The following is a 24,448-nucleotide window of genomic DNA, read 5'->3' as shown; positions in this document are numbered from 1 at the left end:
CGCCTCCACGGGAAGCTAGACATCCCCGACGCAGAGGAGGACCGCATGGAAGAGCTCCTGCGCGAGCTGACCGCAGCGCAACAACTCGGCATTCTGGCCGGAGACAGCGATGGCGCTCACCGCACCCGCGAGTATCTCGTCCGGCGTGCCGCCATCATGGACCGGTTCGCCGACGTCGACCTGCGCTGTGACGCCCCAGGGGATGCGGAGCTCGACGCCGTCCGTTACGCCGAGGCGCTGCTCGGCCACGACCTTCTGAACGGGAGCACCTGCGGACCGATCCCGGCTCGTGCCGAGTGCTGGCACGCGAACCCGCGTGGGTATGCCCGGCAGGAGCACCGGGCATGGATCCTCATCCACGAAGTGCACGAGCAGCGGTGAACACCGAACGATCAAGCTCTCCCGACGGCTCCCCTCAAGGGGGGCCGCGGAGCTGAGCGTGCGCGATCCCAGCTGACCGGGGCGCTGTCCGGGATGTCCGATTTGGCGATTTGGACTCCCCTACCCTACCGGTCCGCCTGGCCGATTCTCCGAAGAGACCAAGGCCGTCCCGGCCGGACAGCCCCGGGACGCTTCCGGACAGGGGATCCGCTCAGGTGGACAGGTACCTTTCGCGGGTCCGTCGGCGCCGGTCCTCGGCCGACTTGACCTCGTGGCAGGTGGCGCAGAGCGTCTGGGCGTTGGCAGGGTCCCAGCGTGATCCGCCCTCGGACAGCGGGACGATGTGGTCGACCTGGAGGTCCTTGGTGGCACCGCAGCGCCGGCACTCGGGCTCCTCGGCCAGCCGGGCCGCGCGCCATCGGCGGTGCTGGCGGGTGCTGCCCGCCCGCCACGCCTTCGAGGGGTTGGCCCAGGCTTTGCGGGTGTGGGCGTCGCACCGTCCGGTGGTGGTGAGCTCGTGGCAGCCGCCTTCGCTACACCGGGTGGGCGGGGACGTGGGCATGGCACCCCCTCCTGCATGACCCCCGGGTGTGGCACCCCCGGGGCGGGGTCCACCCCCGGGGGCTTGTTCCTGCCCCCGGGGGGGATCAGGTAGAGAGGGGGAGGGTGTAGGCGGAGAGCTTGAGCTCGGCGTTGTCCACGTCGAGGTTGAGCGTGGTCCCGAACAACCTGACGGGGAAGGGCCCGATGTACCTCGTGGACGAGGTGGGAATGGACCAGGTCTTCGCGGGGACGATCTGTCCGTCGACGGTGTTGGCGTAGACAGCGGAGAGGGTCCGGGCGACGGTGGAGCCGCTGTTGCGGACCATGACCCAGACGTTGCCGTCGTTGGTCAGTGAGTGGTTGTTGGTGGCGTCGCCGTTGACCTCGGTGGCCGGGGCGATGCCCGTGCGCGTGATCGAGGTGACGGGCACGTTGACGCGGGGCATGTCGGTCTCCTGGTCAGGTGGTCTGGTTGTCGATCAGGCCGAGCGTGTCGAGCGCGGCAAGGAGGTTCTGCAGGGCGGTGTTGCCGCCGGTGGAGCCGGTGACAGCCTGCTGGGCGACGGGGGCGGCGCCGTGGAAGCCGAGCGCGTTGGCGGCGCCGTCGATCACATGCCGGGTGGCCCCGTAGAGCCCGTCGACGTACTCGACCTTGCCCGCGATCTGGAGGTTCTGCGCATCGGAGCTGAGACGGAGGTACGAGCGCTGGGTCCCGGTGAAGTCGCCAGCCGACCAGACGCTGACGATCAGGTCCGCGCCGGCACCCTCGAAGTCCAGGCCCCCGCCCCCCCGGCGCATGCGGTACGCCTTGCCCGTGCCGATCAGCCGGAGGTCACCAAAGGCCGCAAAGTCTGAATTGAACTGCCCGCCGGCCAGGGTCGTATAGCCATTGACCGTGAGGTTGCCGGTGATCGTGCCGCCAGCCAGCGGCAGGAGCGCGGCGAGCGCGGAGACGAGCCCGGTGACCTGGGCCTGCGTCAGGGTGACCGGGTCGCTGCCGGCCGCGGCATGGGTGGCAGCGTGGGCGGTCGGGGTGCGGGCGTCGGTGAAGCGTGCGTCGTCGCCGGCTGCCACGGTCCCGGTGGCTGTACCGACGTTCAGGACGGCGGCGGTGCCGAGGCCGAGGTTCGTGCGGGCCGTGTTCACGTTGCCCAGGTCGGACAGGTTCGCGGCCTTGGAGAGCTTGCTGGCGTCGGCGTAGGCCCGGTCCCCGTGCGGGTCGCTGGCGGCCGTGTGCGCGGTCACCTGGCTCGTCGCGTCCGTGGCGGCTGCGGCGATGGCCGCGGCCTGGGCCGTCGCTGCGGCGCCAGCAGGGTCGAACAGGGCGATGGTGGTGGCGGCCAGGGAGGGGTTGGGGTAGGAGCCGGCCAGTGCCCCGCCGGCTGGCCCGGACGGGGGTCCTCCGAGGCTGCCGCCGCCGGGCGAGGAGACCGGCGCGACGTCGGCGAGGTCCACGGTCGGGCCCATGTCTGCGGTGAGTGTGATCCAGTACGTGCAATGGGTGCCACGTGCGGGTTGCTCGTCGACGCGCCAGCGCCAACCTGCTGGTGCAACGCCGTCGGCGTCATTCAGCAGCAGCTCACAGGAGAAGGAGCCGGAGGCGTCGAGGGTGATGGAGCCGCCGCCGGTGTAGATGGTGTTGTGGGTGGCGTCGACGAGGCGCGCGGACGGGGTGAAGGTGATCTGTCCTGCGCTCGCTGTGCCGCCCACGGGAACGGTCACCTTGCCGGTCAGGGTGATCGTCTCGGCGCCTGGAGGGAAGGGCATGCCGGCACCTCCCGGAGATCAGGCGGCGCGTGCCGTGGGCAGGGGCGGGGGTGGTCCAAGGATGGTTTCGCCGGTGGCCTCGTTGAGGCGCTTCTGTGGGAGTTCCCAGAGGTTGTAGCGGACGCGGCCTCGTCCTTTGCCGTAGCGGTGGATGCGGCCTTCGTGGGCCCAGCGGCGGATGGTCACGCCGGGGCGGCCGGTCCATGCGGCGGCTTCGTCTTCGGGGACGAGGAGGGGGTTGGGAGTCATGGGTACCTCCCGGTGCGCCAAGAGACCACCCGGGGGCGCGTGGTCTCTTGGGGCATTCGTGTCCAGTTGACGGGAGGTTACGTTCGCCCAGGTGGTGCCGTCAAGGGGTGCTTGTCGGTTAGGCGGCGTTTCGGGGGGCGAGGTCGAGGTGGCGGAGTTCGTGGAAGCCGTATTGCTGGCCGCAGGCGCAGAGGCGGCCGGGGGTGGAGAGGGTGATGGCGAGGGTGGCGCCGCAGGGGCAGGCGAGGCGGAGGCGGCGTTCGCGGGGTTCGCCGGTGATGACGGTGGTGGCGTGGGCGGTGATGTTGTGGATGTCGGTGGCGAAGTCGCCGGCGGCGGGGTGCTGGTCGAGGATCCAGAGGAGGTTGCCGCGGAGGAAGGTGACGGCGCTGTTGATCTGCTGTTCGACGGTGCCCCGGTAGGGGGTGTCTGGTAAGGCGAGGTGGTGGCGGACGTCGGTCTCCCAGCAGGTGAGGACTCCTTCGATGCCGCCTCGGGCGCGGAGGTCGAGGCTGTCGAGCCGGACGGGGAGCCTGGTGCCGTATGAGGGTGCTCTGCTGGTGGTCCCGCGCCGGCCGGGTGGGAGGGCCTGTTCGAGCTGGTGGTACAGGCTTGGGAGTTGGGCGAGGGTGCGGTCGAGGTCGTGGCGGCAGTCGTCGTGAGGGCGGGTGGATAGGCGTTTGCAGACCGGGCAGGGGTCTGGGGCGCCGTCGCGGTCATCCATGGGCCTGCGCTCCGAATGTCGTTGGTGTTCCCCATGGTATTGCGGCAGCCTCCGCGCTGCGGTGCGCGCGGAAGCTGCCGCTTTCCAGACAACGGTTGAGAGATAGCAAGGGGTGCAGATGATCAGTACGCTCACTCGGCGTGCTGCTCGGCAGCAGGCATAGTTGTAGCTGTAGTTGAGTCTGTAGCTGCATCCTGACCTGCGGCAGCTACACCTACGCCAGGGGCCGCGGGTGAGGCTCGGGGAGCGGGCGGAAGGTCGACAACCCGCACCCCCGTCGACACGGCGCGACCGGGTTGCCGTACGGAATTGGACACAGGCACCCCGTGGGCGGCGCACAGCGCCCGTACAGCGGAGGCGTCATGAGGGCCGCCCGGAAGGTGCTCGGCGAGGGCGGAGAGGTGGGCGCCGGCACCTCCCCGGGCGATCGTGCGGACGAGGGCGCATAGTTCCTCCGACGAGAGCACAGGGGCCTGCGCAACCGGCTCATCGTCCTGGTCTTGCTCGGGCTCCTCCGGCTCGTCCTCGTCGGGCTCGGGCTCGCTGGGAGGGGCGTGCATCCATGCAGCCGCGCACCATGCAACCGTGCCGGTCGGCAGTACGTACGGCGTGACGGCCGTATGAGCCAGCACGTACACGGCCACGTAGCCGCCGGCCGCGACGTAGCCGAGACAGCTGAGAGCGGTGCGCCAGTCCTCCGCGGTGATCCACGCCCAGCCCCGGCCGACGAGTGCGGCCGAGCCCGTGCACAGGGCTTCGACCGCCCCCCGGGACGGCAGGTAGGGGCGCAGCTCGTCCCGCCACCGGCCGGGCTGCTCGGTGTCGTTCATCAGAGGGCGCCTGCTGCGTGAGCGCCCGTGAGGACAAGGGCCTCGGGCAGGCCCCAGATGCCGCCGGCCTGCGCCCAGATCCCCGCGGAGAGGATGCCGGTGAGCGCGGCGCGGCCGGGCGTGAGCTCCCGGTAGTACATGATCGCGGCCAGCAGGAGGGAGACGGCGCCGAGGCCGACGTTCCCGAACCCCCCGCTCGTGAAGATGGAGGCGAAGGCATCGGAGATATTGCCGCTGGCAGTCCAGATCGAGCCAGCGGTCATGTAGAACGTGCCGGCGGCGATGCCGGTCAGCTGGGCCTGGTCCGAGGTAAGACGCTTGCGGATCTTGCTCTTCTTGCCTCCGCCGACGCCTTCGGGGCCGCCGCCATTCTTGGGCTGGCGGATGCCGGCGACGAGGACGCCGGTGAGGGCGAGGGCGATCCCGCCGGATCCGACGCTGCCCAGGACGTGCCCGCTGTCGACGGTGAAGTCCGGCGCGGCGGCTGCGATCACGAAGTGGTGAAGCATACTCAGTGTCCCCTTCGGGTCAGGTCGTGGTGGCGGGTGCGTAGAGGGCCAGGGCCAGGACGGCGGAGGCGAGGGGGATGCGGGCGACCCAGGCGAGGCCGGGCCACCAGTGGCGGGTCCGTCGGTCCCAGAAGTGGGCGGTGGCCAGGCAGGTGCCGCAGCCGAGGGTGAGGGCGCCGCTGATACTGGTGTGTCCGACGGCGGTGATGGCGTGGCTGATGAGGGGCGCGAGGCCGAGGCCGTATCCGGTGCCAGCGGCAGTGAGGTTGTAGAGGGCGGCACGGGTGCGGGGGCTGAGAGCGGTCGGCGGGCCCGGGGTGGGCAGCGCCGGATAGTAGCCGGGGGCGGGGATGAACCAGACCGGAACGGGCTCGGGGAGCGCCTCGTCTTCGAGCGGCGTGGCTCCCTCTTCGGCACCGTCAATGCCGGCCGGCGGCGGGCTCTTGGGGAGGCCGTCGATGTCGACGACGGCTTCTGGTCCAGGAAGGGCGTCAGGCTTCTGTTGCCACCAGGGCAGAGGCCATGCGCCCTGCGCTCCAGACGGGCGAGGCTCTCGCGCGCTGATCGCCGGTGGGTAGGCAGGCGGGGGTGGAATCAGGTGCTCGGTCACGGTCACCACTCGTCCCGGCTGAGGATGGCCAGGATGAGGGCGCCGATGAAGGCACCGACCGCGGCCGCGTGGAGGAGCGGCTTGCGTTCCGCGATCCGGTGGGTGAGCAGCGGGCAGAGGAGCCCGGCGGCGATCAGGGTGAGAAACATCGGGGCCTCAGTGGGTGATGAGGGCGGCGAGGGCGACGGCCGCCATGGCGACGAGTGCGGAGAGGCCCAGGAGGCTGGCCAGGTGGCGGCGCAGCGCGACCACGGCGATGAAGCCCAGGGCCAGTTCGAGGGGCCAGAGACAGTCGAGGGCGGTCACGGGTAGAAGCCCTCTCCCTCGTCGATCCCGTCGCCCAAGGGGAGCTGCTCGGCGCCGGGGGGCTTCGGCTGCTTGGTCAGGTCGCTGATGTAGCGGCGGACGGTGTCCTCGCGGACCTGCTTGCCCATGAGATGAGAGACCTCTGCAGTCGCCATGGCGGTGTCGGTGATGCCCTGAGCGGTGACGAACTGGACTGCGTCCTTGATCAGCTCCGGGCGGAATCCGGATCGATCCGGATTGCGATCCGCGCTGGTCAGCGGCGCCGGTCCCGCGGCGGGAGGTTCTGCCCCTGGAGGAGTCCGGACGGGATCCGGACGGTCCACGGTCGTGACGGGAGGCTGATGGCCGAGGACGAGCGCGACCTGGACCGGAGAGACGTGGATGCCGTAGAGGGCAAGTTCGGCAGCGAGTTCGCCGGGTGCGGCGTCAGGCCGGGCGCTGTGGGCGAAGCGGATCGCCTCGACGGGGTGCATGCCTGCGAAGTGGGCGCGGAGTGCTTCGGTCGCGCTTCGGGGCTTGGCGGGTGCAGGCTCTGTCCGGGGGTTGTCCGTGCTGGTCACGTGGGCGCGGACCTGTGTCGTGGTGCGCTTCCAAGACTCCTCCGTCGCGATGAGCCAGCCCCAGAATCCGAGCCGGGGCAGGGTCGCCGGCACGTCGCCGTCCTGGGCCCGCATCCGGGCGCGCTGAGCGGACCAGGACAGGCCAGCGAGGATGAGCAGCACCACGGTGGGCATGGCGAAGAGGAGGAAAGCGCCCCGCCCGCCATGGATCAGGTCGGCGTGGAGCCTGTTGAGGTAGACGGAGATGCTGGCCATGCCCAGGGTCGCCAGGAGCGGGCCGAGGGCGGACCGGCGTTCACGGACGGCCTGGCTGGCGAGGTTCAAGCAGGCCATGGCGGCGCCGTCGAAAACGGCTGCGGTGCCGAAAGCGAGGATCTTGGGGACGCCGTAGTGGCGGGCGATGACGTAGAGGGACCATCCGGTGATGCCGGCTGCTGCGGCGCCGATGAAGGAGTGGCAGGCGCACCAGACAACGCGGCCCTTGATCCTGTCGGGGATCTCGATCTTCACGTGCTGCTCCTGGGCGGAGGAGGGCCGGGCCCGCCGGGGGAGGTGGCGGACCCGGCCCGGTCTGGGTGGGTCAGCGGCAGTCGCGGTGCTCGCTGGCGGTGCGCTCGGCCTCGCCCTGCTCGTAGTCCTGGCGGCAGGCGTCGACGGTGGCGGGCTGGTCGATGATCGGGTGCCCGGGGTGCTCTGTGGGCTGAGGGAGCTGTGGGTGGGTACAGTCCATGGCGGACCTGCCTCTTCGTGATGGTTGTGGGTGGGTCTGGCCCCGGCCATGTGGCGTTGCGAGCGCCGGCCGGGGCCGTTCTTCATCGGTAGCGCGGGGCTACTTCCGTGAAGTGTATGGGACCCATACACTCTTGGGAAGCGACCCGCCCGAAATTGAGAAGGGCTCGGGTGTGAGTGACGAGGAGGTGCGGCGAGTGTCCGAGGCTCTCGATGAGGTCGAGCGGATCGCCGACCCGGAGGCGCGCGTTCAGGCCATGAGCAAGGTCATGGCTGATCAGGTGAAGCGCAATGTCCGCTGGAAGGACGAGCGGAGCCAGATGGTATTCGAGCTCAGGGGCGAGGGTGTCTCGCTCCGGAAGATCGCGGCCCGGGTCGGCACTTCACTGGGCACCGTTCAGGACATCTTGCGCGGGCACTCCGGGTCGTGGAAGGACAGGCCGAAGAAGCAGGGTGGGGATGACGGAGATGCCGCTACACACGACGCACGGCCAGATGATCCAGCGAGCGGAGGGCGATGAGGTCGCGCTCTACCGACTGTTTGATGCGAACCACCAGCTGCTGTACGTCGGCATCAGCAAAGATCCCATGGGCCGGTGGCGAGAGCACGTCGCGAACAGCTGGTGGCGAGACGTGGCGGAGTACAGCGTGACCTGGTACCCCACCCGGGCGGAAGCGAGGGCGGCCGAGAAGACTGCTCTGACTTCCGAGAACGCCAAGCACAACGTGCACAGCGCCCCGTGCCATGGCGCGTACTGGAAGGCAGTTCTCGGCACTCCGGAGGCTCGCGCGCAACGGGCGGCTCGCGCCAGCCAGATTGCCAAGGGCCATCGTGGGTCGAAGCGTCCAGCAAAGAATCGCGAAGGGGTGTCCGATGAGTAGTTCGGCTGAGACCCAACCGTCCGCGGAGGTCGAGGGTGTCGACCGTGAGCCGGTCTACTGGTTCTGCAACTCCTGCGGCGAGGAGGTGCTCGACGAGCGCGCCACGTGCTGCGACGACGGCGAGAACGAGCCCTCTTACGACGACTAGCCCGGCGCGTGCCGCCGCGGCCTCGCCGGCAATGCACTGCCCCCTAGCCCAAAGCGGGCGAGGGGGCAGTTGTTTGGCGATGGCGATAAACCTACACGGCAGGTGCCTTGCCCTGGGGCCAGATCTGGATGAGCCAGTGTTCCTCGGGCTCGCCGGGCTCAGCATCCTCATCGTAGTCGTCGTCGATGAACTCATCTGGCTCGTCTGAGGGTGCCTCGTAAGCCGTGTTGAGGCCGCGCAGGATGCGCAGGCTATAGAACCCCTTAGGGACGTCCAGTTCAGCCGCTACTGGTCCCGTAAGGCTCATCACCTTGAGGGGCGGGTTATAGACTTCCACCCCGTCAAGAGTGCGTTGATAGTCCCAAGAACCCGGGGGAACTTCCCGTGGAGAGACCGCGAGGTACTCCAGCCGGAACAGTGGGTAGCCACTGGCGTCTCTGCAAGTTAGTTCCAGAGCGGGGCCCTGCAGCCTCACAACACCATCACCCTCGGGCTGCTGACCAAATGCCACCAACGCGAGCTGGATCGTGCTGTAGTGGAGGCGCGGCCGAATTTCGACGACCTGATGAGGGGTAGCTTGCACTTTGGCTCCCTGAATTGGGCGGCTCGAACTTTATTCACCGAACATGCTACTCATCCGATGCTGGCAATATTGCTCCAACCAGACTTTTCAACGTCTTTGATTGCGTTTATTTGAGGCTGAGGAGAGTCGCTGTCGTGCCGCTGAGGGTCATCTCGGAGCAAAACGAGCGAGCCGTCGTACCGCGTAGCCCAGATATCCAATCGCCCGTCATGGTCACTGTCGTAACCTGCCGCTATGAGAGGGCTATTTTCGGCGTTGAATACCCTTGTCGCGTTCGACTGATTAGGAGTCAGAACGATTCGCCCTGAATCAGGAGCTTCTTCCCTGAACCACCACTTAGCGCCGCGCTGGCCAGCATTATCCCACTGTTGCACCCGAGCGCCATTGGACTTGCTTGAGTTGTCAACTTCGATCACTTTACCGCTGTTGCGGTTCCGAAGAGTAAACGGCTCGGCCAGATTGCTATTCCAAATCACCTCCCACTTCTGCGTTTCGCTGTTCACGCAATCCCACTGCTGCACAGGGGCGCCATTATCCTTGCGCGAGTCTGCCACTTCGAGGCATTTTCCGCTATTGGCATTTACTATTCGGACGCTGCTGAAGCTACTGCCGTCGTCCGGCTGTATCTGCCATTGCGCTCCCGCCTGACCCTTGCAGTCCCATTGCTGAGCAAGGGCACCGTTGCGAGTGCTGGAGCCATCAATTTCCAAGCATTTCTCGCTGTTGCCATTGACCATTCTGATTACTGTTTGCTCCGGCAGCGGCGGTGGGGTTTTGAGTTCGCGATTCAAAGGCCCCTTGTACAGGAACATCATTCCGCTCTGCCGGTTTCTCGCGACAAGATCCGCTTTCCCGTCTCCGGTACGATCACCGGCGGCGACGATGTCGTAATCACCCCAACCGCGAGTTCCTATTTTCATCGGAGCCAGTAGCGATGGCTTGTCGGATGAGTCTCCCGGGTATAGCCAAAGTTGGTCCTTCAACAAGGCGATGATGTCCGGGTAATCGTCGTTAGTGGCGTCGCTGACGGTGACAATGCTCCTAACGGCCGGGTCCCACCCCTTTCCGTAGCCCTTGAAGGGTATGGGGGTCCCGATGGTTCCGTCGCCCTTACCCGGGTAGAGGAGCAGGTCGCTGCCTACACGAGCGACCACATCCTCTTCTTCGTCGCCGTTGAAGTCTTGGCCATGCGTGAAGACTGCTGCATTGGCCCAACCCTCAGGGCCGATCTCCTTACCTGCCCCAAGGCTTCCGTCTCCCTTGCCTGGGTGGAAGCGGAGCTTCCCCGTCCCGTCTTTATGGATAGCGAGCAGGTCCGGTTTGCCGTCATCGTCCATGTCGCCGGTCACGAGACCCTGCGGCGTCTTGGGCGGCGGCGGCGGAGCCGGCACTGCCAGTTCACTTCCGTCTTGCTTCACGACCTTGACGTAGAACCTGTCCTCGTCAATGATCCGCTGCGCCACATACCAGTCATTGAGATCGCGACCGCCCTGTTGATTGTCATCACTCGGAATTGCCCTCACCGAAAAATGCGACATAGCTGTCCTGTCTGGGTTCCCCATCCAGGAGCCTTCGTATGTGGAGGCGAATGGGTATTCGTCGCAGTCGAACGGGCCATTCGGCATGGTGTGGTACTTCTTGGCTATCCATTTACGGCATTGCGCCGTACTCTTATCCCGATTGTAATCGTTCTCTTTTCCGGAGCGCATGCGGGTTAGGGGCTTCATGGACTCGATAGAGCCGGGGATGCTCTTGTTGTTAACGGGAGGTATCGTCAAGTCGGGGTAGAGCTGCGCTTCGCGAATGTGCTTGGCCGAGTGTTCGGTTTCTTTTCTCGATACAAAGCTGAAGATCGATACCGTCTGGTCGAACACGCAGCCGTGCGAGAGGTTCCCGTAGTAGACGTAACCATTTGAGTCACACCGGGCGCCTCCTGATCGGGATGTCCAGTCCCCTTCGGCCGGTGAACCTACGCCAGGGTTTCCGATCAACTTGAAGTCGACGTGTGCCAACTTATCCGTGTCCGTGGCAGACCCTATGGGAACGTCGAAGTCAAACCACGTGTAGGGATCCACTAGCCAACGGCTGATGCTGTCCGCTCGGCCTTTATGGGCTCCCTGCTTGCAATAATCCGCACCATTATTCGTGGTTACCCAGCAACGCATGCCCAGGGTGAGTATCTGCGTTTTGAGCCGCTCGGTTTCGTTGGTAAATATCGGATTGTCCAGCTGGACCGTAAAAAGCATCCTCCGGTCCGTCTCCCGCGTTCCCTGGTGACCCTCTCCAGCTAGAATCCCTCGGAAGTTTACAGAGCCTATGGTTTTACATTTCCCGGTATTTCCATTGCACTCCTTCTGCTCAAGGAGATATCGCTGGACGTCGCAGAACGACCAGTGGTCAAACGTCTCATGCATGGTGACTTGCCCAGGCTTTAGGCGAACCTCGCAATATGCTGCGTCGCGTCTGCCCGGGTTGGGGGGGCCATCGGCCGCTGCAAGCCGCTGGCGTCTCGCCTCTTTTGGCTTCTCTAGTGCGTCCTGGCGCCTCCTCTCAACTTCTTGCGGTGTCTCGCTAGAGGGCTTACCCGCCTTGTCCCGCGGTGACCGTGCGAGTTCCTTGGGGTCGACCGGTTTGGCATCCGGCCCCGTGCCGTCGACTGTCGAGAAGACGGTCTTGTAGGTCTTGGGCCCGTCTGCTGCTTGGGCGGGAGACGGCATCAGCAGCACGCATAGTGCTGCGGCGGCCCCGGCGAGCAGCCTGGGTCTCTTGCGCAAGTTTTTCCTTCTGTTGTGTGTATTGGGTTCGAACCTCAGAGGCTAGTGCCACATATCCGACATGCCCATGATCAAAATCACGTGAGGGTCGCCACGGTGCGGGAGTTGACGAAACGCCAGCACAAGCAGTGGCGCGCATCACGGGCAGCGGGGCTGAAGCGTGCGAGGTCGGCGGCGGCGCGCAGCACGGCGGCCGGGTTGGTGTCGGTCACTGGCCGGCCTCCAGGGCGTATCCGGTGCGCCGGGGCTTCCCGTACCGGGTGGTCGCGCTGGCGTGCAGGGAGTCCACGAGGATCCAGCGGGGGCGCTTGCCGTCGTCGGCGTCGACGACGTGGGCGGTGTTGTGGCCGGGGGTGTAGCTCTTGACGCGGATGCGGGGGCCGCCGCGGGGGTCGCAGCTGCGGTAGATCTGGCCGGGGAGGATGGTGGTCTGGGGCATCGGTGTCTCTCGGTCGGGCCCGGCCGCGGTCGGCGGCCGGGCGGCTGGTCAGGAGGTGCAGTTCGTCGTGCAGGCCGGGCAGGTGACCGGTGCGTCGGGCGGCAGCTCGGGGTGCGGGGGCCCGGCGTCGTGCTGGCACGCGGTCGTCAGGTACCGGTGCAGATAGCCGACGAGCTCCTGCGCGGCGTGGGTGGCGCCGTCGTGCAGGCGTATCCGGTGCGGATAGCTCATCGGGCGCTCTCCGTGCGGGTGAGGGCGTGCTCGATGCTCGCGATCGTGGCGGTGACCTTGGCGTGCAGCGGCGAGTGCATGACCACGCTGGAGCAGTGGAGCGCCGCGTTCATCTCGGCGTGTGCGGCGAGGTGCGTCTGGTTGTCGATGAGGGTGAGGCGGGCTTTCTCCAGCTCGCGGCGGAGGTCAGCGGTGGTCGGATCGGTCATCGGGTTCCCTCCGCTGCTTGCTCGCGGATGGCAGCGCGGCGCAGAAGGTCTTGCGCCTCGTTGCAGCGGCAGTTCAGCCACCTAGAGTGCTCGGTGCCGTGGTCAGGGCAGCGAGCTTGGAAGTCTGCTGCGTAGGCGCGGTAGTTCGCGGCCGTTGCGGTGTTGTTCATCGGCGGGTCTCCTTGGGTCGGCCGGTGAAGCGCCGGCGGTCGGGTGGGGTGACGAGCACGCTGGTCCAGAGGCAGACCAGGGCTATGAAGCCGATCAGCGGGAGCATCAGTCCGGCTGCACGAAGGTGAGTTGCCCGGCTGCTTCGACCGCTGCTCGACGGGTGGCGGCTGCGGTCTGCCGGTGGTGCTCGACGTCGTAGTGCAGGTGACAGCCTTGGCACATGGCTCGCAAGTTGTCCGGACTGCAGTTCTTCGGCGTGTGGTCGAGATGGGCAGTCGTGAGGATCACGCGCGATCCAGTGCCGTACGCCTCGCTGCCGTGGACGTTCGGGCACCGGCCGTCGTGAGTGCCGCGGCCGCACTCGCCGAGGCACTCGCACCGGCCGCCGGCGCGCTCGAAGCGAATGCGCTGGCTGATCTCCGCCCAGTCGGCCGGGTAGCGGTCGCGGTTCTCGGGACGGATCGGCATCACTGCACCCCGTCATCCAGGCGGGCCGGGTCGTCCTCGATCGGCACCCAGCGAAAGACCGTGACCGGCTGCTGCTGGACCTCGACGGCCTCGACGGTGTCGCCGTGCCAGCCGTGGTCGTCCGGCGGCTCACCGATCTCGTAGTCGCCGGCGTCGATCGCGGTCTCGTACTCGACGGCCCAGATCCGGCCGTCGTCCTCGGCGCGGAAGATCACACGGCGGAGGGCGGTGTACTTCTGCGTCGTGACTGGCTCGTCGGCGAACAGGTGGTCGCTGTACTCGATGTCGTCAGGGCTGTCCGGCGGGATGCCGAGCGCGGCAAGTTCAGCGATGGCGAAAGTGCGGGTGGGCATCCAGGGCTCCTTGAAACGGGCTGGCGGAAGTCGAGGCGCCGTGCGGGCGACTGAGGCTCGATCAAGAGCCGGGGGGACCCGAGGGGGCCAGGAAGGTGTGATCGTCCGTCACGCAGCCACCCAGGCCCCTTCACGGGTCTCTCGGGCCCCGTCACGTGCTGCTCGACTCCCGGCCGGCCGCGCACTCGCCCGCGTGCTCCTGGCCCTCCGTGAACAGCGCAGGAGCGCAACAGCAGCCGAACACCTGCGCCGCGCTGGCGCCGGGCTCCCGCTCCAGCGCCACCAGGTACGTCACCCCGGGGAACCGCGCCGCCCGGTCGGCGCGGACGGCCGCGGCGCGGGCCTCGATGCCGTGGCAGTGCTCGCGGCGGGCAGCGTGACTCAGGCCGAGCGCGGCAATCACGCAGGCCGCGGTGAGGACGGGCTGGTGCACCACGTGGGCGTACATCCCGGCGCCGATGGTGAGGGCGGCGATGCCGGTGAGGGCGTAGGTCTGGGTCTCGTGGTGGGTCACGGTGGGCTCCATGTCGATGGGATCGTTGGTGCCGCCAACGGTTGGCTGGGGCTGGCGGGCGGCTCTCCAGGCCCGGCCGGCGTAGTCGCCGACGACGAGGAGGAGGACGGTCCAGAGGGGTGCGCCGAGGATGACGAGGCCGGGGAGGTCGGCGGTGGTCACGGTGCGGCCCGGAGTGCGGCGCTGAGGGCGGCGAGTTCGGTGCGGAGGAGGCGGGGGCTTTCGGTGGGGTGCCAGCTCTCCAGCTCCAGGAGGACGACGTCGCAGAAGCCGCGGAGGATGTCGAGCTGGTCGTAGAGCTGGTCGAGCTGGCTGCTGGTGAGGTCGTCGAGGCGGATGCGGTCGGTCATTGGTCGCGCTCCTCGCCGGTCGGCTGGTTGTTCCAGGCGGTGATGCGGGCGTCGTGGCTCGGGATGGCGAGGCGGCGCCCGCGCTGGCCGGTGCAGCGCTGGCCGGGCTGGGCCTTGCACCAGGGACACGGGATGGCGTGCTCGGGGTGAGCGGGCTGGCCGCTCACGAGGACTGCTCGGGTGCGGTGCGCTGGAGCATGTCCCGCAGCGAGACGACGGCCATCTCGTAGACGGTGCGGATGCCGATGGCGAGGTCGTCGCTCATGGTCCGTGTGCCGTCGCTGAGCATCGCGTTGTAGAGGGCGTAGGCGGTGGCGGGATCACCGTTGGCCCAGGCGGTGATGAAGCGGGCGGCGAAGCGGGGGCCAGGGTCGGCGTCGGCGATGTTGGCGGGGGTGCCGTCGGTGTGGAGGGTGGCGAGGCCGAAGTGGGTGCCGGGGGCCTGGTGGTTGCGGGCGTCGAAGCTGGCGGCGTCGGCGAGGGCGGCGAGCATGCAGCAGGTGGCATGGGGGCCGCGCTCGATGATGGGGATGAGGAGGTCCATCGCGGCTTGGTGGTTGCCGCGGATGCCCGCCGCGAGGGCGGTCATGACGCGGTCGGGGTCGGCGGTGTGGTCAGGGTGGTCGGTCATGACGCTGCGGTCTCCTCGTCCTGGGCGGCGGCCTGGCGGTTGAGGGCGTGGTACGAGGCGGAGATCCGGCGCGCCCGTTCCGCGGCTTCCTCGGCGGGGTCGATCTGGGGGAGGCCGGCGGCAAGGCGGCGGCTGGCCTCGATACGGCTGGGGTGGGCGTCGCGAAGCCGGGGAGCGTGGCCGTTGCGGCAGGGGACTCCGGCGGCGGCTCCGCAATGCGGGCAGCTGGCGGCGAACTCGGGTCGGCGGCTGAGGGATTCCCGGCCCACGGAGTTGAGGATGGCCCGGCCGCGGCCATCGGCGTCCACGCCGTGGCCGCTGGTGATGGCGGCCCGGGCGCCCTGCGGGGGGAGGTGGCCGTCGGCGGCGGATCGGGTGAGGGCGCGCATGTTCTGGATCGACTCGGCTCCGGTCTCGCCCGGGGTTCCGTCGTAGAAGGCGTTGGTCTCGGCGAGGCGGGCGTTGCGGATCTGCTGGCGGTGGTGGCGGACGTGGTGGGGTTCGAGCCACCGGCGCTTGGTGGGGTCGAATCTGGCGGCGCCGTCGAGGGTGTTCGTGCCGTAGAAGGCGGCGACGGCGTCGAGGGTGTCTTGGTCGAGGGGGATGTCGTGGAGGGCGGCAGCCCAGGCGCGGCCGGCGATCTGGCTGGGCTGGCGGTTGTCGAAGGCGGCGGCGTGGGCGAGGAGCTGGAGGGCTTCGGCGGGTGTCACTGGTTCTCCTCCTGGGCTGCTTGTTCGGCGAGGGCGAGCCAGCCGGCGACCTTGGCGTCGGTGCCGGTGGGCGGGCCTGGGGGCTGGAAGGGGATGACGTCTCCGCCGACGACGGCGGGGAGAGCGTCGGTGGTGGTGTGCGGCTGGGCGGGGGCGTCGGGGAGGGCACGCCAGGCTGGGAGGAAGTACCGGCCGGACCGCGGTTGTGTGCGGGCGCCGTGCCAGCTGGCGTTTGCGGAGGAGATGAGCATCGGGATGCCGCATCGGCTGACGAGGGCCTCGATTACGAACCACTCGGCGGGCTGGAGGTCCCAGCCGACGACGAGTCGTGCACTGGTGAGGGCTTCGACGAGGGGGCGGCAGGAGTCGGGGATCCGGGGGCGGTCACCGATGCGTGGGGGGCTGTCGCAGCTAGCTTGCTTGCCCTCCTTCTCTTCCGAAGGAAGAGAAGGAGGGACAGGGTTAGGGCGCGGGCGCGCGCGAGTCTGAGTTTGGTCCCCGGGGGACGCACTTCGCTGACCTGTGGTTTCTTCAAAAACAGGGGTATCTTTCGCGCGCGAAACGTCTTCTTTTTCGTCGCGAATCTTCGGAGAAACTTCTGGCTTTTTTGCCGCGCCCCCCTGCTCGTCCTGGCCTGCACGCTGCTCACGCTTCTTGGCGGCGGCCTTCTCGCGGCGTTGCTCGACGGTGGCGCGGGAGGCGTTGGGACCGAGGTAGTCGTGAAGGACGTAGTCGCCCTGGACAGGCTGGACGCAGCGGCGGCAGGTGTGGTCGGCGGCGTGGAGCATCCCCACCGCGACGAGCTTGCGGATCTGGGGGTCACTGCCGTACATGGCCGCGATCTCGGCCGGGATGACGCCGTCGGTGAGGTGGTCGCAGGCATAGCTGCCCAGGCGGGTCCACAGCCCGAGGGCTGCGTTGCCGACGCGCACGACCTTGCGGTGTGCGTGGACGCTCGTATCGACGGCGAAGTGGGGCATGTGGTGCTCTTCTCGGTCGTGCCGGTAGGGGGCGCAGAGAAAAGGGGCAGCTCAGGGCGGTTGTGCGCCCGCTTGCCGCACATCCATCATCTCACCAAACTTTAAAGATTGGCAATGATGGCAAGAATGGGCATGGTTTACACTCTCGCCATGACCACAGAACCGGGCCCGCAGATTGCCGAGGACGGCATCCAAGAGGTGCCGCTCACGGTCGCCCGCCCCCTCCTCACCCGTCTCATCGAGCAGGTACGCGAAGACGGCCTCGTCAGCGCCCTGACCGTGCGCGGCCGGCGCAGGGCATACCTCGTCACGCCCGACTTCTACGAGCGCGCCATCCAGGACCGGGCCCGGCTGGAATCGCTGGCCAAGTAGGTCCGCGCTCTGAGCGCAGCGGGGGCTGGCCGTACGGACCGCCCCTCCACTGCCCGGACGCGAGGTCACCGGTCTCGACCCGGAACTTTGAGCGGCATCGGCCGTGGCTCGCCGCCACGCTGACGAAGCTTCACCCCGGCGAGCAGGAGCAGCGCCCGCGTGCCGCCGTAGGACCGGCCAGTCACGGCGGCGATCTCCCGGATCTTCGCGCCGTCCCGGTACAGAGGCGCCAGACGCTCAGCCTCGGCTATGCGGGCGGCGCCGGTCAGGTACGACCTGGTCATCGGTGACCGCCTTCCAGCGCGGCCCGGCCGATCGCGTCCAGCTCCAGCGCCGTCTGCACCCCGGCCTGCGCCGCGGCGAGGTCGTAGAGCGCCTGCGTCAGGCGGCCGGCCAGGATGGGCAGGGCGTGGGCGTGGATGTCGAAGCGGCTGCCGGTCGGCCAGAAGAGATCACGGAACTCCTTGCGCGGTGTTCCCGTGAGCTTGAGGACGCCTGCGTCGGTCAGCCGTTCACGCAGGGCCACGGCGTCGTCGACCGGCAGTCCGAAGCGCTGCCGGAGGTGCGCCGCGGCCTTCTCCCACGTGAGGACGGCCGGCTCGCCGAAATTCCCGGGCACGGGCGGGGCGTACTGGCCGTGCTCGCGCAAAGACGGCAGAACCTCATGGAAGATCCAGCGTTGGAAGCGGTCCACCTGGTCCCGGATCGTGTTGTCCTTGATGCGTGCGACCTGCCGTTGCCCGATCACCCGGTAAAAGCCAGGCTCGGTGACGTGCCAAACACGCTGGTCACCGCCGGGGGTCCGGACTAGTCCGGACCCTTTCTCGTCGTCGTTGAGCCTGCGCACCAAGTCGTAGGCATCCTTGAAGGCCAGGCCCTTGGCAAGGCCGGCAGCGAGGACGATGAACGAGGTTCCTCGCGGAAGGACTTCTATGTCGAAGCCCGCGTCGGAGTGGAAGCGTTCGATGTTCACGGCGGTTCCGCCTTTCGACGTGCCTGTGCGGGAATGCAGCGGCAGGAGTCAGGCCGCTGCGCGTGCAGGGCGACGCTTGCCCTTGAGGAGGTTGCAGAGGGCTCCGGCGCTGTATCCGGTCTCCGCGGCGAGCTGGCGGAGCGTTGCGCCAGCGGCCCGTCGGTCCCGTAGTGCTTCGAGATCCTGCTCGGTGAGCAGGCGCCGGCCCCGATAGGTCCCCGAGCGGGCAAGGACCCGTTGGTCCTTCGCCTGGCGGCGGGGCGTCTCGTGCTCGTGCCACAAGGCCAGGACGCGCTGGCGGGCCTTCCGCAGGCGTCCGGAGAACGCCCCGAGCGACAGTCCGAGGTAGTCCGCGGCGGCCTGGTGGTCGCCGGTGATCGCGAGGGCCATGAGCGCCTGCTGCTGAGCGAGGGTCAGGCGCGGCCAGACCTGGGCGAGCGCCAGCCGCTCGACCATCTGCTCGTCCCATGGAAGGTGGCTGGTGTGCTGCCAGTAGCGCTGAAAGCGAGCCATGCCGCCCTGGCCCCGGTCGACGTGGCACGGGTCGTATCCGTGGTAGCGCATCTCTGTGGCGACGTGCCGGTTGGCTGCTGCGCGGCCGAGCCGGACGAGATCTTGTCGGGTGGGCGCTTCGTCGGCGGTGATCAGGTACTCGGTGATAGCGAAACGCGCGGCGTCCTGCCGGTCGCGGGTGTCCATGGCGTTGGACCAGCGGTCGATCACGATGACAAGACGGGAGAGGCTGTCTATGTCCCGCAGGCTGTAGCCGTGCCAGAGGTTTGCGGCGGTAGGGCTGGCGTTCATGCCGGCCCCCGGCTGTCGGTGGCGTTCGAAGGAAGCCGCGGAAGCTCGGCGCCGTGGTCGCGGCGGCCCAGGTTGTAATGGGCGATGGCCGTGTAGATCTCGCGGGCAGTTTGGCTGTCCGTGCAGTGCTCCTTGGCACGCTGCATGATCTTGGAGAGGAGACCGTGCGCGTCCAGCAGTTCAGTGCGCTGCTTGTCCAATGCATGCAGGCGGTTCAGGCAGCGTGGGTTGTCACACTCGCCTTCGCGGTACTCGGCAATAGCCTTCTTGGCGTCCCAGGCCATCAGGCGGCCCTCCTCTGCTGCGGTGGTGCTGAGTGCCCGGAGCGAGATTCGAACTCGCACTGGAGCCGCTTTTAAGGCGGCCGCTTCTCCCGTTGAGCGATCCGGGCTGGTGCTCCCGGGGCGGGGGTGCGTGGTCGCCCCGCCCCGGGGGCCGTGCGGTGATCAGTCAGGCAGCGCGGCGCGGAGGACGTCGTCGACGACTGTGGTGATGTCGCCGATCAGGAGTTCACGGCTCTCCACGTGGAGGCGAGGGTGAAAGGCCACGTGGACCCTGATGACGGGCTGCTCGCCGAAGGACCAGATCAGAGGTTGGGCATAGGGTTCGAGCCCGTCGGGGGTGCTGGAGCCGGTGGTGGCATTCATCAGTGGTCGTCCTCCGCCTCAGTGGGGCACTGGTGGTCGTTGATCGTTTCGGTGATGGTCAGCACGCCGGCCGCGCTCGCGTGGACCGTCCAGCCGCACCTGCCGCACAGGTAGTCCGCGGTAGGCAGGCGGAGCCATGTCCCGCGCCTCGGAGTCCACGGGCGGGTGTAGTCGCCCATGTCGATGTGGAGCCCGGGGAGCGTGGCCGGCGGCCATATGCCACTCACGCCGCGGGCCGGACCGCGGAGCGAATGACCCTGTCCTCCATGTGCTGCGGAGCGACGCAGCGGTCATAGCCGCACCGGGAGGTCACGCTGCCTTGCGGCTCGCGGCCGTGGCCGATCCGGAAGGCGATCCGGTAGACGCTGAGGTTTCGGTTCTCGTGGCGAAGCTGCGGCCGGCGGCCGTCGGCGAGTGGCCCGTTCCACCGGAGGTGGCCGCCGAGGATCTCGGTGGTCCGGTCGTAGAACAGCTGCTGGAGCAGCGGCGACATGCCATCCGGCACGCGAGGCCTGCCCCGACGGCGGAGCGCCAGGTCACGCCGCTCGTCCTCGTCCAGCCCGCCCCAGACGCCGTGCCACTCGCCGGTCTTCAGCGCCCAGTCCAGGCACTCCGGCCGGACCGGGCACTGCCGGCAGAACCGCTTGGCCGCCGTGGGGTCGCCGAAGAAGGTGTCGTTCACGATGCCGCCGCAGGCAGCCTGGTTGCGCCACGAGTTCATGGCTGGGCTCCTTCGAGGTCAGGGGCGTCCGCACGGCGGGCTGCGGCCCGCGCCCGGGCGTATGCCGCATTGGCGCCGCGGCAGGGCTGGCAGTACGGGATACCGAGCCGGTGATGAGCGTCGTAGCCTTGCGACGTGCCACACCGGCCGGTCCAGTCAGGGAAGGCGGCCGGGTCGTCGATGGTGTCGTCGTCCCAGGCGCCGACCGGAGCCCACTGACGGGCTGCGGCATGGTTACGTGCGCGGCTGTATGCCTGGTTGCCGACGCCGTGTTCGCGAGGGTCCGCGCGCCAGAGCTCGTCATAGAGGCAGAGCACTGCCCGTGCGGTCCGGACCGTGACGCGGCTGCGGTAAAGCGTGTCGCTGAAGTTGGTGTCCTTCATGCCGAGCCGGACGGCGAGGTGGTGCTGCGGCCACCCCGCGGCCACGAGGGCCTGGAGACGACGGGCAGTGCCGACGGCAGTGATGACCGTTGCGGCCCCGAGAAGGTCCAGGGTCGGCTCGACGGCGAGCACAGCGGTTGCCAGGGCCGGGCGGACCTGCCTCTGTGGCGGGGTTCCGCGCTCCGGCCGGCCGTTGAGCACTGCCTGGAGGCGCTTGCGGTCGACGCCTGCGGCCGCAGCGATGATGCGGAGTCCGAGGCCGCACTCCTGCAGGTTGCGGATGTGCTGGCGAACCGGCTCGGCACTCACGTAGGGCAGCCACTGACCGCGTCGGATGGCGTGTTCGCGGGCGTCGTTGTACTGGGCAACAGCCCAGCCGCAGGGGTAGCAGCGGCAGCCGTCGAGCTTGTACCGGGGGTAGCCGTGCGGGCGGTCGCTCATGACACGGCCCTCGTCCCGAGGCCGGGCCACTGGCAGCCGGCGAGCGCGCGATAGTGGTCCTCGGGGACGTCAGCCAGCCGAGACCCCAGCCGGTCCAGACCCATGGCCAACAGGACGTAAGCATCGGCCTGGTCATAGCGGCCAGCGCCGTCGCACGGCATGCCGTACCGCTCATACACCGCATCGCGGACCATGCCCTTGACCTCTGCCGAGCTCAGCTTCCGGCCACTTTCGGGATGCTTCCACCGGGCCTTGCCCGTGGCGTAGATGGTTCGGCAGTCCGGCGGGACGACCGCGCACGGGATGCCTCGGCGGTGCAGGTCACACCGCACCATCCAGCGGGCGGCGGACATCTCGTCGTGCCCGGTCTGCTTGGCGCTGCCGTACGAAGGGCCCTCGATCACCACGTAGTCGGCGTGACGGTAGTAGCTGGCGGCGGTCTTGACGATGTAGATCAGCCGCTCCTCGGCTCGGCGGTCGCCGGTTCGGATGATGTCGGTCCAGCCGGTACCGGCCACCCCGGTGATACCGAGGGCGATGTCGAGGCCGATCACCAGGGGGCGGGTGCCCGCCCCGGCCGGAGCCGGGGCGGGGATGACGAGCGTTTCGGAGGTGGTCACTAGGCCTCCCCGGTCAATGCTGCACAGGACCAGCAGGTACGGCGGCCGTCGGCATGGACGTGGTGCATGTCCGGGCCGTGTTCGGCGCAGACGCCGGGCAGGCTGAGCCCGGCGAGCGGGTCCGGCTCGGCGTCGTCGAGCCCGTCCTCCGCGGCTGCGCCGCCTGCCCGGTGCCGGCCGCGCGGCCCACCACGCATCTCCCGCACCCAGCGGGCCATCTCCCGGAGGCCCCACACGATGACCACGAGGAGGATGACGCCGGCGGCGATGAGTGACGTGACCCCGATGCAGGTCAGGAAGATGACCCACGGGTCGAGGGCGTTCAACACGGGCCCTCCTCGGCGGTCAGCGGCCGGGCGGTCCGGCACTCCACGCACCGGGCGGTGCGCGCCTGATCGTCGACCTCGTGCGGCATGTGCGGCCGCTCGCAGGGACGGCACGGGAGGTAGCGGACGGCGTAGACGAGGGCCAGATCGAAGCCGGCGTACGGCGGCTGCGGGGCGAGCCGGACCCGGCGCAGCCGCGCGGAGGCGCTGATCAGGCCGCCGTTGATCGACCACGCCGCGGCCGTCAGCCCGCACAGCCCAACCCCGGTCGCCATGACGGAAGCGATCATGACGCCGCCTCCAGGCCCGGCTCGCTGTCAGCGCGGTCCGGGACGAGCCCGAGGAGCCGCAGCTCCTCAGGGCTGTAGCCCATCGCGCCCATGAGCTGCACCGTCAGCCGACCGATCACCCGGTCCCGGTCTTCCAGCTCGCTCCGGTAGCGGGCGCACCCTCGGACCGTGCGCTCCAGACGGCCCTCCAGGCGCGCCACCTCAGCGCCCTGGTCCCGCTGCGTGGTCTGCAGCAGCGCGCTAAGCCGCCCGTCGTGAGCCGTGATCTTCGTGAGGCTCTCGTGCGCCTCCCGCAGATCCACAACCAGCCGACGCCGGGCCTGACGGTCGGCCTCACGCTCGGCCTTCAGCTGGTCGAGTTCCTCGCGCAGGGTGTCGTACTTGCGGCGGCTGATGATCACGACGCGCCCCAGGTGCGCTCGTCGTAGGTCCGGCGGCCGAGAGCGTCGAGGGTCTCCCACTCACCGGTCTCGTTCTGCACCCGGTTGCCGAGCATGCGCAGGTTGCCCAGCTCGTAACTGATCTGCTTCAGGCGGCCGGGCGACGTCTTCATGTCAAGGATCTCGTCGCGGTAGGACTCCGCCGAGCGGGCCGGCGCCTCGTTGCCGCGCTCGATGTAGGAGGAGTCCGGGTCCTTGTCGTGGGTCGGTGTCAGGCCGCCGGTCAGCAGGAGCACCCGCAGGGCGACGGACTGTGCCTTCGCGGTGCCCTTGTCGGCAGAGTCGAGCGCCTCACCCTGGGACTGGGCAGTGATGGTGTCGCCCTTCGGGCCGATGATCAGCCAGGAGACGCGCACGGTGCACTCGCGCATCTTGTTGCCCTTGCTGGTCGTCGTGTCCCGGTAGTCGGCCTCCACGGCGGCGGGGAAGATGTTCACGCCGTGCCGGAGGGTGACCGGGCCGAAGGTGTTGACGACGGTGTCGACGCCGCGGAAGTTGAAGCGGGTGCCGCCCCCGTTGTACTGCTCGCCCTTGGCGATGGCGCGGACGTCACGGCGGACGCGGAGCCAGGCAAGGTGGACGGGCACCATCTCGGGGTCGTCCGGACCAGGCTCGTACTCGCCCATGTCCGGCATCGCGGCGGGCTGTTCATCGGCAGCGGTGAGGTAGTTGTCGACGGGCGGGGTGTCCTGCACGGTGCGGCCGGCAGCGGCAGCCGCGCGGTCAGCGAGAGTGGTCACAGGCCGAGCTCCTCACGCACAGACTTCGGGATGTTCAGGCGGCGACTGACCCGGTCCTCGACGCACGCGGCGTAGGCCTCCGGGAACCGCTCGGCGAGCTGCCTCACGTCGCAGTGCTCGCGCAATGATTCGTCGTAGCTGTACGCCGTACGGCCACCGAGGAGAGCGAGGTCGGCGTCACCGAGGACGGCGATCAGCTGGGCCTTTGCCTGGTTCTTCCGCTTCTTGGCGGCGGACTCGGCGGCCGCGGCCTCGATGTACTCGGACAGCGCGTCCAGGGCATCGCCGTCCCGGTCGATCGCGACGGGCTCACCACCCCGGTCCGGATGGAGCTGCTCGTACAGGTCGAGGAGGACGTCCGGGTCGGCGTCCGCGGCGAGGACCGGCGGCCGGCGCTCGGTGATCTGCCGCCAGGCATGGGCTCCGGCCTCGCGCAGGTCCGCAATGAGCTCGGCGTGATCGGCGACCCGGACTACGAACTGCCGGTAGTCGTTGCCGCCGAGGCGCACTGCGACGTGGATGTGGTCGTAGCCGCACACGTCGGCCTGCCAGAGTGTCTGCACGAGGACGTCGTCCGCGACGCCCTTGCGGAACTGGCCGGCCTTCATCTTGTCGCGGCACTTGATCTCTACCGCGCACTTCTCGCGGCCGTCCGCGAGCGGGCACTCCAGGACCCGGCGGTCCAGGGTGCACATCTGCCAGGGGCGGTCGGTGTTGGCAACGAGGCCGACGCGTCGGACGACGCTGCGGTTGCGGCGGGCCCACTCGCGGGCGATGCCCTCTTCGTCGATCCGTCCCCACAGAGCGGGCTCGGAGTCGTCGGTCTCCAGAGGGAGACCGCCCGTCTTGTCGTGATAGACGGAGAGCGCGTTGCCGTACCGGCTGATGCCGAGGATGGCGGCGATGTCGGAGGAGCCGATGCCGGAGCGGCGGGCCTGGAGCCACAGTTCGCGGTCGGCGTCGGCGGGGAGGACGAGGCGGCCGGTGGGGGTAACCCGGCGGCCGGCGGCCGGGGCCGGGGCCCCGGCCGACACGGTCAT

At 68.7% G+C, this 24,448-nt stretch carries 46 protein-coding genes and 1 tRNA gene; 5 read left to right on the top strand and 42 right to left on the bottom strand.

Annotated features, from left to right (window positions below; all coding sequences use genetic code 11):
* Positions 1–45 precede the first annotated feature (45 nt).
* Entirely contained in the window at positions 46–381 is a 336-nt protein-coding gene (locus ACFPP6_RS06225; protein WP_382038012.1) for a hypothetical protein, read from the top strand.
* Positions 382–592: 211 nt separating this feature from the next.
* On the opposite strand, the gene ACFPP6_RS06220 is transcribed toward ACFPP6_RS06225, so the two are convergent.
* From ACFPP6_RS06220 to ACFPP6_RS06165, 12 genes are all read right to left on the bottom strand, one after another.
* Complete coding sequence (locus ACFPP6_RS06220) at positions 593–943, bottom strand: HNH endonuclease (RefSeq protein ID WP_382038010.1); 351 nt, start codon at positions 941–943, stop codon at positions 593–595.
* 85 nt (positions 944–1,028) lie between these two features.
* Positions 1,029–1,370: a hypothetical protein gene (locus tag ACFPP6_RS06215; RefSeq protein ID WP_382038008.1), complete on the bottom strand. Its 342-nt coding sequence runs from the start codon at positions 1,368–1,370 to the stop codon at positions 1,029–1,031.
* A 13-nt stretch (positions 1,371–1,383) separates the two neighbouring features.
* Positions 1,384–2,691: a hypothetical protein gene (locus ACFPP6_RS06210; RefSeq protein WP_382038007.1), complete on the bottom strand. Its 1,308-nt coding sequence runs from the start codon at positions 2,689–2,691 to the stop codon at positions 1,384–1,386.
* An 18-nt stretch (positions 2,692–2,709) separates the two neighbouring features.
* Positions 2,710–2,940, bottom strand: a complete 231-nt coding sequence (locus ACFPP6_RS06205; protein WP_382038005.1) for a DNA-binding protein — start codon at positions 2,938–2,940, stop codon at positions 2,710–2,712.
* A 118-nt stretch (positions 2,941–3,058) separates the two neighbouring features.
* Positions 3,059–3,664, bottom strand: coding sequence for a DUF7341 domain-containing protein (locus ACFPP6_RS06200; RefSeq protein ID WP_382038003.1), 606 nt, complete (start codon positions 3,662–3,664; stop codon positions 3,059–3,061).
* Positions 3,665–3,795: 131 nt separating this feature from the next.
* Positions 3,796–4,494: a hypothetical protein gene (locus tag ACFPP6_RS06195; protein ID WP_382038001.1), complete on the bottom strand. Its 699-nt coding sequence runs from the start codon at positions 4,492–4,494 to the stop codon at positions 3,796–3,798.
* Positions 4,494–5,003 (bottom strand): hypothetical protein, encoded by a 510-nt coding sequence (locus ACFPP6_RS06190; RefSeq protein ID WP_382037999.1) that lies wholly within the window; start codon positions 5,001–5,003, stop codon positions 4,494–4,496. Before ACFPP6_RS06190 ends, ACFPP6_RS06195 begins: the two co-directional genes overlap by 1 nt.
* A gap of 19 nt (positions 5,004–5,022) precedes the next feature.
* Positions 5,023–5,613, bottom strand: a complete 591-nt coding sequence (locus ACFPP6_RS06185; RefSeq protein WP_382037997.1) for a hypothetical protein — start codon at positions 5,611–5,613, stop codon at positions 5,023–5,025.
* A 2-nt stretch (positions 5,614–5,615) separates the two neighbouring features.
* The gene (locus ACFPP6_RS06180; RefSeq protein WP_382037996.1) at positions 5,616–5,762 is read right to left on the bottom strand and encodes a hypothetical protein; all 147 of its coding nucleotides are present in this window, start codon (positions 5,760–5,762) and stop codon (positions 5,616–5,618) included.
* Positions 5,763–5,769: 7 nt separating this feature from the next.
* Positions 5,770–5,919: a hypothetical protein gene (locus ACFPP6_RS06175; RefSeq protein WP_382037994.1), complete on the bottom strand. Its 150-nt coding sequence runs from the start codon at positions 5,917–5,919 to the stop codon at positions 5,770–5,772.
* Positions 5,916–6,989: a DUF2637 domain-containing protein gene (locus tag ACFPP6_RS06170; RefSeq protein ID WP_382037992.1), complete on the bottom strand. Its 1,074-nt coding sequence runs from the start codon at positions 6,987–6,989 to the stop codon at positions 5,916–5,918. The genes ACFPP6_RS06175 and ACFPP6_RS06170 overlap by 4 nt, the downstream gene beginning before the upstream one ends.
* Positions 6,990–7,059: 70 nt before the next feature.
* Positions 7,060–7,209: a hypothetical protein gene (locus tag ACFPP6_RS06165; protein ID WP_382037990.1), complete on the bottom strand. Its 150-nt coding sequence runs from the start codon at positions 7,207–7,209 to the stop codon at positions 7,060–7,062.
* A 172-nt stretch (positions 7,210–7,381) separates the two neighbouring features.
* Here ACFPP6_RS06165 and ACFPP6_RS06160 point away from each other — a divergent pair, with 172 nt between their 5' ends.
* The 3 genes from ACFPP6_RS06160 to ACFPP6_RS06150 are packed head-to-tail and all read left to right on the top strand — an operon-like array spanning position 7,382 to position 8,238.
* Positions 7,382–7,729, top strand: coding sequence for a sigma-70 RNA polymerase sigma factor region 4 domain-containing protein (locus tag ACFPP6_RS06160; protein ID WP_382037988.1), 348 nt, complete (start codon positions 7,382–7,384; stop codon positions 7,727–7,729).
* Positions 7,668–8,090, top strand: a complete 423-nt coding sequence (locus ACFPP6_RS06155; RefSeq protein WP_382037986.1) for a GIY-YIG nuclease family protein — start codon at positions 7,668–7,670, stop codon at positions 8,088–8,090. Before ACFPP6_RS06160 ends, ACFPP6_RS06155 begins: the two co-directional genes overlap by 62 nt.
* Positions 8,083–8,238, top strand: a complete 156-nt coding sequence (locus ACFPP6_RS06150; RefSeq protein ID WP_382037985.1) for a hypothetical protein — start codon at positions 8,083–8,085, stop codon at positions 8,236–8,238. The genes ACFPP6_RS06155 and ACFPP6_RS06150 overlap by 8 nt, the downstream gene beginning before the upstream one ends.
* 91 nt (positions 8,239–8,329) lie before the next feature.
* Here ACFPP6_RS06150 and ACFPP6_RS06145 read toward each other — a convergent pair whose 3' ends face one another.
* The 15 genes from ACFPP6_RS06145 to ACFPP6_RS06075 form a co-directional block, all read right to left on the bottom strand.
* A complete protein-coding gene (locus ACFPP6_RS06145) occupies positions 8,330–8,575 on the bottom strand; it encodes a hypothetical protein (RefSeq protein ID WP_382037983.1) in 246 nt (81 codons plus the stop codon).
* A gap of 296 nt (positions 8,576–8,871) precedes the next feature.
* Positions 8,872–11,067 (bottom strand): RICIN domain-containing protein, encoded by a 2,196-nt coding sequence (locus tag ACFPP6_RS06140; protein WP_382037981.1) that lies wholly within the window; start codon positions 11,065–11,067, stop codon positions 8,872–8,874.
* 605 nt (positions 11,068–11,672) lie between these two features.
* Positions 11,673–11,807: a hypothetical protein gene (locus tag ACFPP6_RS06135; RefSeq protein WP_382037980.1), complete on the bottom strand. Its 135-nt coding sequence runs from the start codon at positions 11,805–11,807 to the stop codon at positions 11,673–11,675.
* Positions 11,804–12,034 (bottom strand): hypothetical protein, encoded by a 231-nt coding sequence (locus ACFPP6_RS06130; protein WP_382037978.1) that lies wholly within the window; start codon positions 12,032–12,034, stop codon positions 11,804–11,806. Before ACFPP6_RS06130 ends, ACFPP6_RS06135 begins: the two co-directional genes overlap by 4 nt.
* Positions 12,035–12,082: 48 nt before the next feature.
* Positions 12,083–12,265, bottom strand: coding sequence for a hypothetical protein (locus ACFPP6_RS06125; protein ID WP_382037976.1), 183 nt, complete (start codon positions 12,263–12,265; stop codon positions 12,083–12,085).
* Positions 12,262–12,474, bottom strand: coding sequence for a hypothetical protein (locus ACFPP6_RS06120; protein WP_382037974.1), 213 nt, complete (start codon positions 12,472–12,474; stop codon positions 12,262–12,264). The genes ACFPP6_RS06125 and ACFPP6_RS06120 overlap by 4 nt, the downstream gene beginning before the upstream one ends.
* Complete coding sequence (locus ACFPP6_RS06115) at positions 12,471–12,644, bottom strand: hypothetical protein (RefSeq protein WP_382037972.1); 174 nt, start codon at positions 12,642–12,644, stop codon at positions 12,471–12,473. The genes ACFPP6_RS06120 and ACFPP6_RS06115 overlap by 4 nt, the downstream gene beginning before the upstream one ends.
* A 106-nt stretch (positions 12,645–12,750) precedes the next feature.
* Positions 12,751–13,113, bottom strand: coding sequence for a hypothetical protein (locus ACFPP6_RS06110; RefSeq protein ID WP_382037971.1), 363 nt, complete (start codon positions 13,111–13,113; stop codon positions 12,751–12,753).
* A complete protein-coding gene (locus ACFPP6_RS06105; protein ID WP_382037969.1) occupies positions 13,113–13,466 on the bottom strand; it encodes a hypothetical protein in 354 nt (117 codons plus the stop codon). The genes ACFPP6_RS06110 and ACFPP6_RS06105 overlap by 1 nt, the downstream gene beginning before the upstream one ends.
* A gap of 151 nt (positions 13,467–13,617) precedes the next feature.
* Positions 13,618–14,142, bottom strand: a complete 525-nt coding sequence (locus ACFPP6_RS06100) for a hypothetical protein (RefSeq protein ID WP_382037967.1) — start codon at positions 14,140–14,142, stop codon at positions 13,618–13,620.
* Positions 14,139–14,330, bottom strand: a complete 192-nt coding sequence (locus tag ACFPP6_RS06095; RefSeq protein WP_382037965.1) for a hypothetical protein — start codon at positions 14,328–14,330, stop codon at positions 14,139–14,141. The genes ACFPP6_RS06100 and ACFPP6_RS06095 overlap by 4 nt, the downstream gene beginning before the upstream one ends.
* Positions 14,327–14,497: a zinc finger domain-containing protein gene (locus ACFPP6_RS06090; protein ID WP_382037964.1), complete on the bottom strand. Its 171-nt coding sequence runs from the start codon at positions 14,495–14,497 to the stop codon at positions 14,327–14,329. The genes ACFPP6_RS06095 and ACFPP6_RS06090 overlap by 4 nt, the downstream gene beginning before the upstream one ends.
* On the bottom strand, positions 14,494–14,961 hold the full coding sequence (locus ACFPP6_RS06085; RefSeq protein WP_382037963.1) for a hypothetical protein: 468 nt from the start codon (positions 14,959–14,961) through the stop codon (positions 14,494–14,496). The genes ACFPP6_RS06090 and ACFPP6_RS06085 overlap by 4 nt, the downstream gene beginning before the upstream one ends.
* The gene (locus ACFPP6_RS06080) at positions 14,958–15,671 is read right to left on the bottom strand and encodes a zinc finger domain-containing protein (RefSeq protein ID WP_382037959.1); all 714 of its coding nucleotides are present in this window, start codon (positions 15,669–15,671) and stop codon (positions 14,958–14,960) included. Before ACFPP6_RS06080 ends, ACFPP6_RS06085 begins: the two co-directional genes overlap by 4 nt.
* Positions 15,668–16,651: a mucin-2 gene (locus tag ACFPP6_RS06075; protein ID WP_382037958.1), complete on the bottom strand. Its 984-nt coding sequence runs from the start codon at positions 16,649–16,651 to the stop codon at positions 15,668–15,670. Before ACFPP6_RS06075 ends, ACFPP6_RS06080 begins: the two co-directional genes overlap by 4 nt.
* A 150-nt stretch (positions 16,652–16,801) precedes the next feature.
* Between ACFPP6_RS06075 and ACFPP6_RS06070 the strand changes: the two genes are divergently transcribed.
* The gene (locus tag ACFPP6_RS06070; protein ID WP_382037956.1) at positions 16,802–17,023 is read left to right on the top strand and encodes a hypothetical protein; all 222 of its coding nucleotides are present in this window, start codon (positions 16,802–16,804) and stop codon (positions 17,021–17,023) included.
* Between the two features lie 65 nt (positions 17,024–17,088).
* Here ACFPP6_RS06070 and ACFPP6_RS06065 read toward each other — a convergent pair whose 3' ends face one another.
* The 15 genes from ACFPP6_RS06065 to ACFPP6_RS05995 form a co-directional block, all read right to left on the bottom strand.
* Positions 17,089–17,307 (bottom strand): helix-turn-helix domain-containing protein, encoded by a 219-nt coding sequence (locus ACFPP6_RS06065; protein WP_382037954.1) that lies wholly within the window; start codon positions 17,305–17,307, stop codon positions 17,089–17,091.
* Entirely contained in the window at positions 17,304–17,996 is a 693-nt protein-coding gene (locus tag ACFPP6_RS06060; RefSeq protein WP_382037952.1) for a BRO-N domain-containing protein, read from the bottom strand. Before ACFPP6_RS06060 ends, ACFPP6_RS06065 begins: the two co-directional genes overlap by 4 nt.
* Positions 17,997–18,044: 48 nt before the next feature.
* Positions 18,045–18,800, bottom strand: coding sequence for a hypothetical protein (locus tag ACFPP6_RS06055; RefSeq protein WP_382037950.1), 756 nt, complete (start codon positions 18,798–18,800; stop codon positions 18,045–18,047).
* The gene (locus ACFPP6_RS06050; protein ID WP_382037948.1) at positions 18,797–19,084 is read right to left on the bottom strand and encodes a hypothetical protein; all 288 of its coding nucleotides are present in this window, start codon (positions 19,082–19,084) and stop codon (positions 18,797–18,799) included. Before ACFPP6_RS06050 ends, ACFPP6_RS06055 begins: the two co-directional genes overlap by 4 nt.
* A 33-nt stretch (positions 19,085–19,117) precedes the next feature.
* Positions 19,118–19,191 (bottom strand) — tRNA-Leu (locus ACFPP6_RS06045).
* 55 nt (positions 19,192–19,246) lie between these two features.
* On the bottom strand, positions 19,247–19,447 hold the full coding sequence (locus tag ACFPP6_RS06040; protein ID WP_382037946.1) for a hypothetical protein: 201 nt from the start codon (positions 19,445–19,447) through the stop codon (positions 19,247–19,249).
* Positions 19,447–19,674: a hypothetical protein gene (locus ACFPP6_RS06035; protein ID WP_382037945.1), complete on the bottom strand. Its 228-nt coding sequence runs from the start codon at positions 19,672–19,674 to the stop codon at positions 19,447–19,449. Before ACFPP6_RS06035 ends, ACFPP6_RS06040 begins: the two co-directional genes overlap by 1 nt.
* Positions 19,671–20,168, bottom strand: a complete 498-nt coding sequence (locus tag ACFPP6_RS06030) for a WhiB family transcriptional regulator (RefSeq protein WP_382037944.1) — start codon at positions 20,166–20,168, stop codon at positions 19,671–19,673. The genes ACFPP6_RS06035 and ACFPP6_RS06030 overlap by 4 nt, the downstream gene beginning before the upstream one ends.
* Entirely contained in the window at positions 20,165–20,992 is an 828-nt protein-coding gene (locus tag ACFPP6_RS06025) for a hypothetical protein (protein WP_382037942.1), read from the bottom strand. The genes ACFPP6_RS06030 and ACFPP6_RS06025 overlap by 4 nt, the downstream gene beginning before the upstream one ends.
* Positions 20,989–21,612: a hypothetical protein gene (locus tag ACFPP6_RS06020; RefSeq protein ID WP_382037941.1), complete on the bottom strand. Its 624-nt coding sequence runs from the start codon at positions 21,610–21,612 to the stop codon at positions 20,989–20,991. Before ACFPP6_RS06020 ends, ACFPP6_RS06025 begins: the two co-directional genes overlap by 4 nt.
* Complete coding sequence (locus ACFPP6_RS06015; RefSeq protein WP_382037939.1) at positions 21,612–21,941, bottom strand: hypothetical protein; 330 nt, start codon at positions 21,939–21,941, stop codon at positions 21,612–21,614. Before ACFPP6_RS06015 ends, ACFPP6_RS06020 begins: the two co-directional genes overlap by 1 nt.
* Positions 21,935–22,228: a hypothetical protein gene (locus ACFPP6_RS06010; RefSeq protein WP_382037937.1), complete on the bottom strand. Its 294-nt coding sequence runs from the start codon at positions 22,226–22,228 to the stop codon at positions 21,935–21,937. The genes ACFPP6_RS06015 and ACFPP6_RS06010 overlap by 7 nt, the downstream gene beginning before the upstream one ends.
* The gene (locus ACFPP6_RS06005; RefSeq protein ID WP_382037935.1) at positions 22,225–22,629 is read right to left on the bottom strand and encodes a hypothetical protein; all 405 of its coding nucleotides are present in this window, start codon (positions 22,627–22,629) and stop codon (positions 22,225–22,227) included. Before ACFPP6_RS06005 ends, ACFPP6_RS06010 begins: the two co-directional genes overlap by 4 nt.
* Positions 22,626–23,408: an ERF family protein gene (locus ACFPP6_RS06000; RefSeq protein WP_382037934.1), complete on the bottom strand. Its 783-nt coding sequence runs from the start codon at positions 23,406–23,408 to the stop codon at positions 22,626–22,628. Before ACFPP6_RS06000 ends, ACFPP6_RS06005 begins: the two co-directional genes overlap by 4 nt.
* Entirely contained in the window at positions 23,405–24,448 is a 1,044-nt protein-coding gene (locus ACFPP6_RS05995; RefSeq protein WP_382038508.1) for a YqaJ viral recombinase family nuclease, read from the bottom strand. Before ACFPP6_RS05995 ends, ACFPP6_RS06000 begins: the two co-directional genes overlap by 4 nt.

Source organism: Streptomyces aureoversilis (assembly GCF_042657885.1).
In the GTDB taxonomy this organism is placed as follows: domain Bacteria; phylum Actinomycetota; class Actinomycetes; order Streptomycetales; family Streptomycetaceae; genus Streptomyces; species Streptomyces aureoversilis.
Note: the sequence above shows the minus strand (reverse complement) of the source record. Positions and strands in the feature narration are given on the sequence as shown.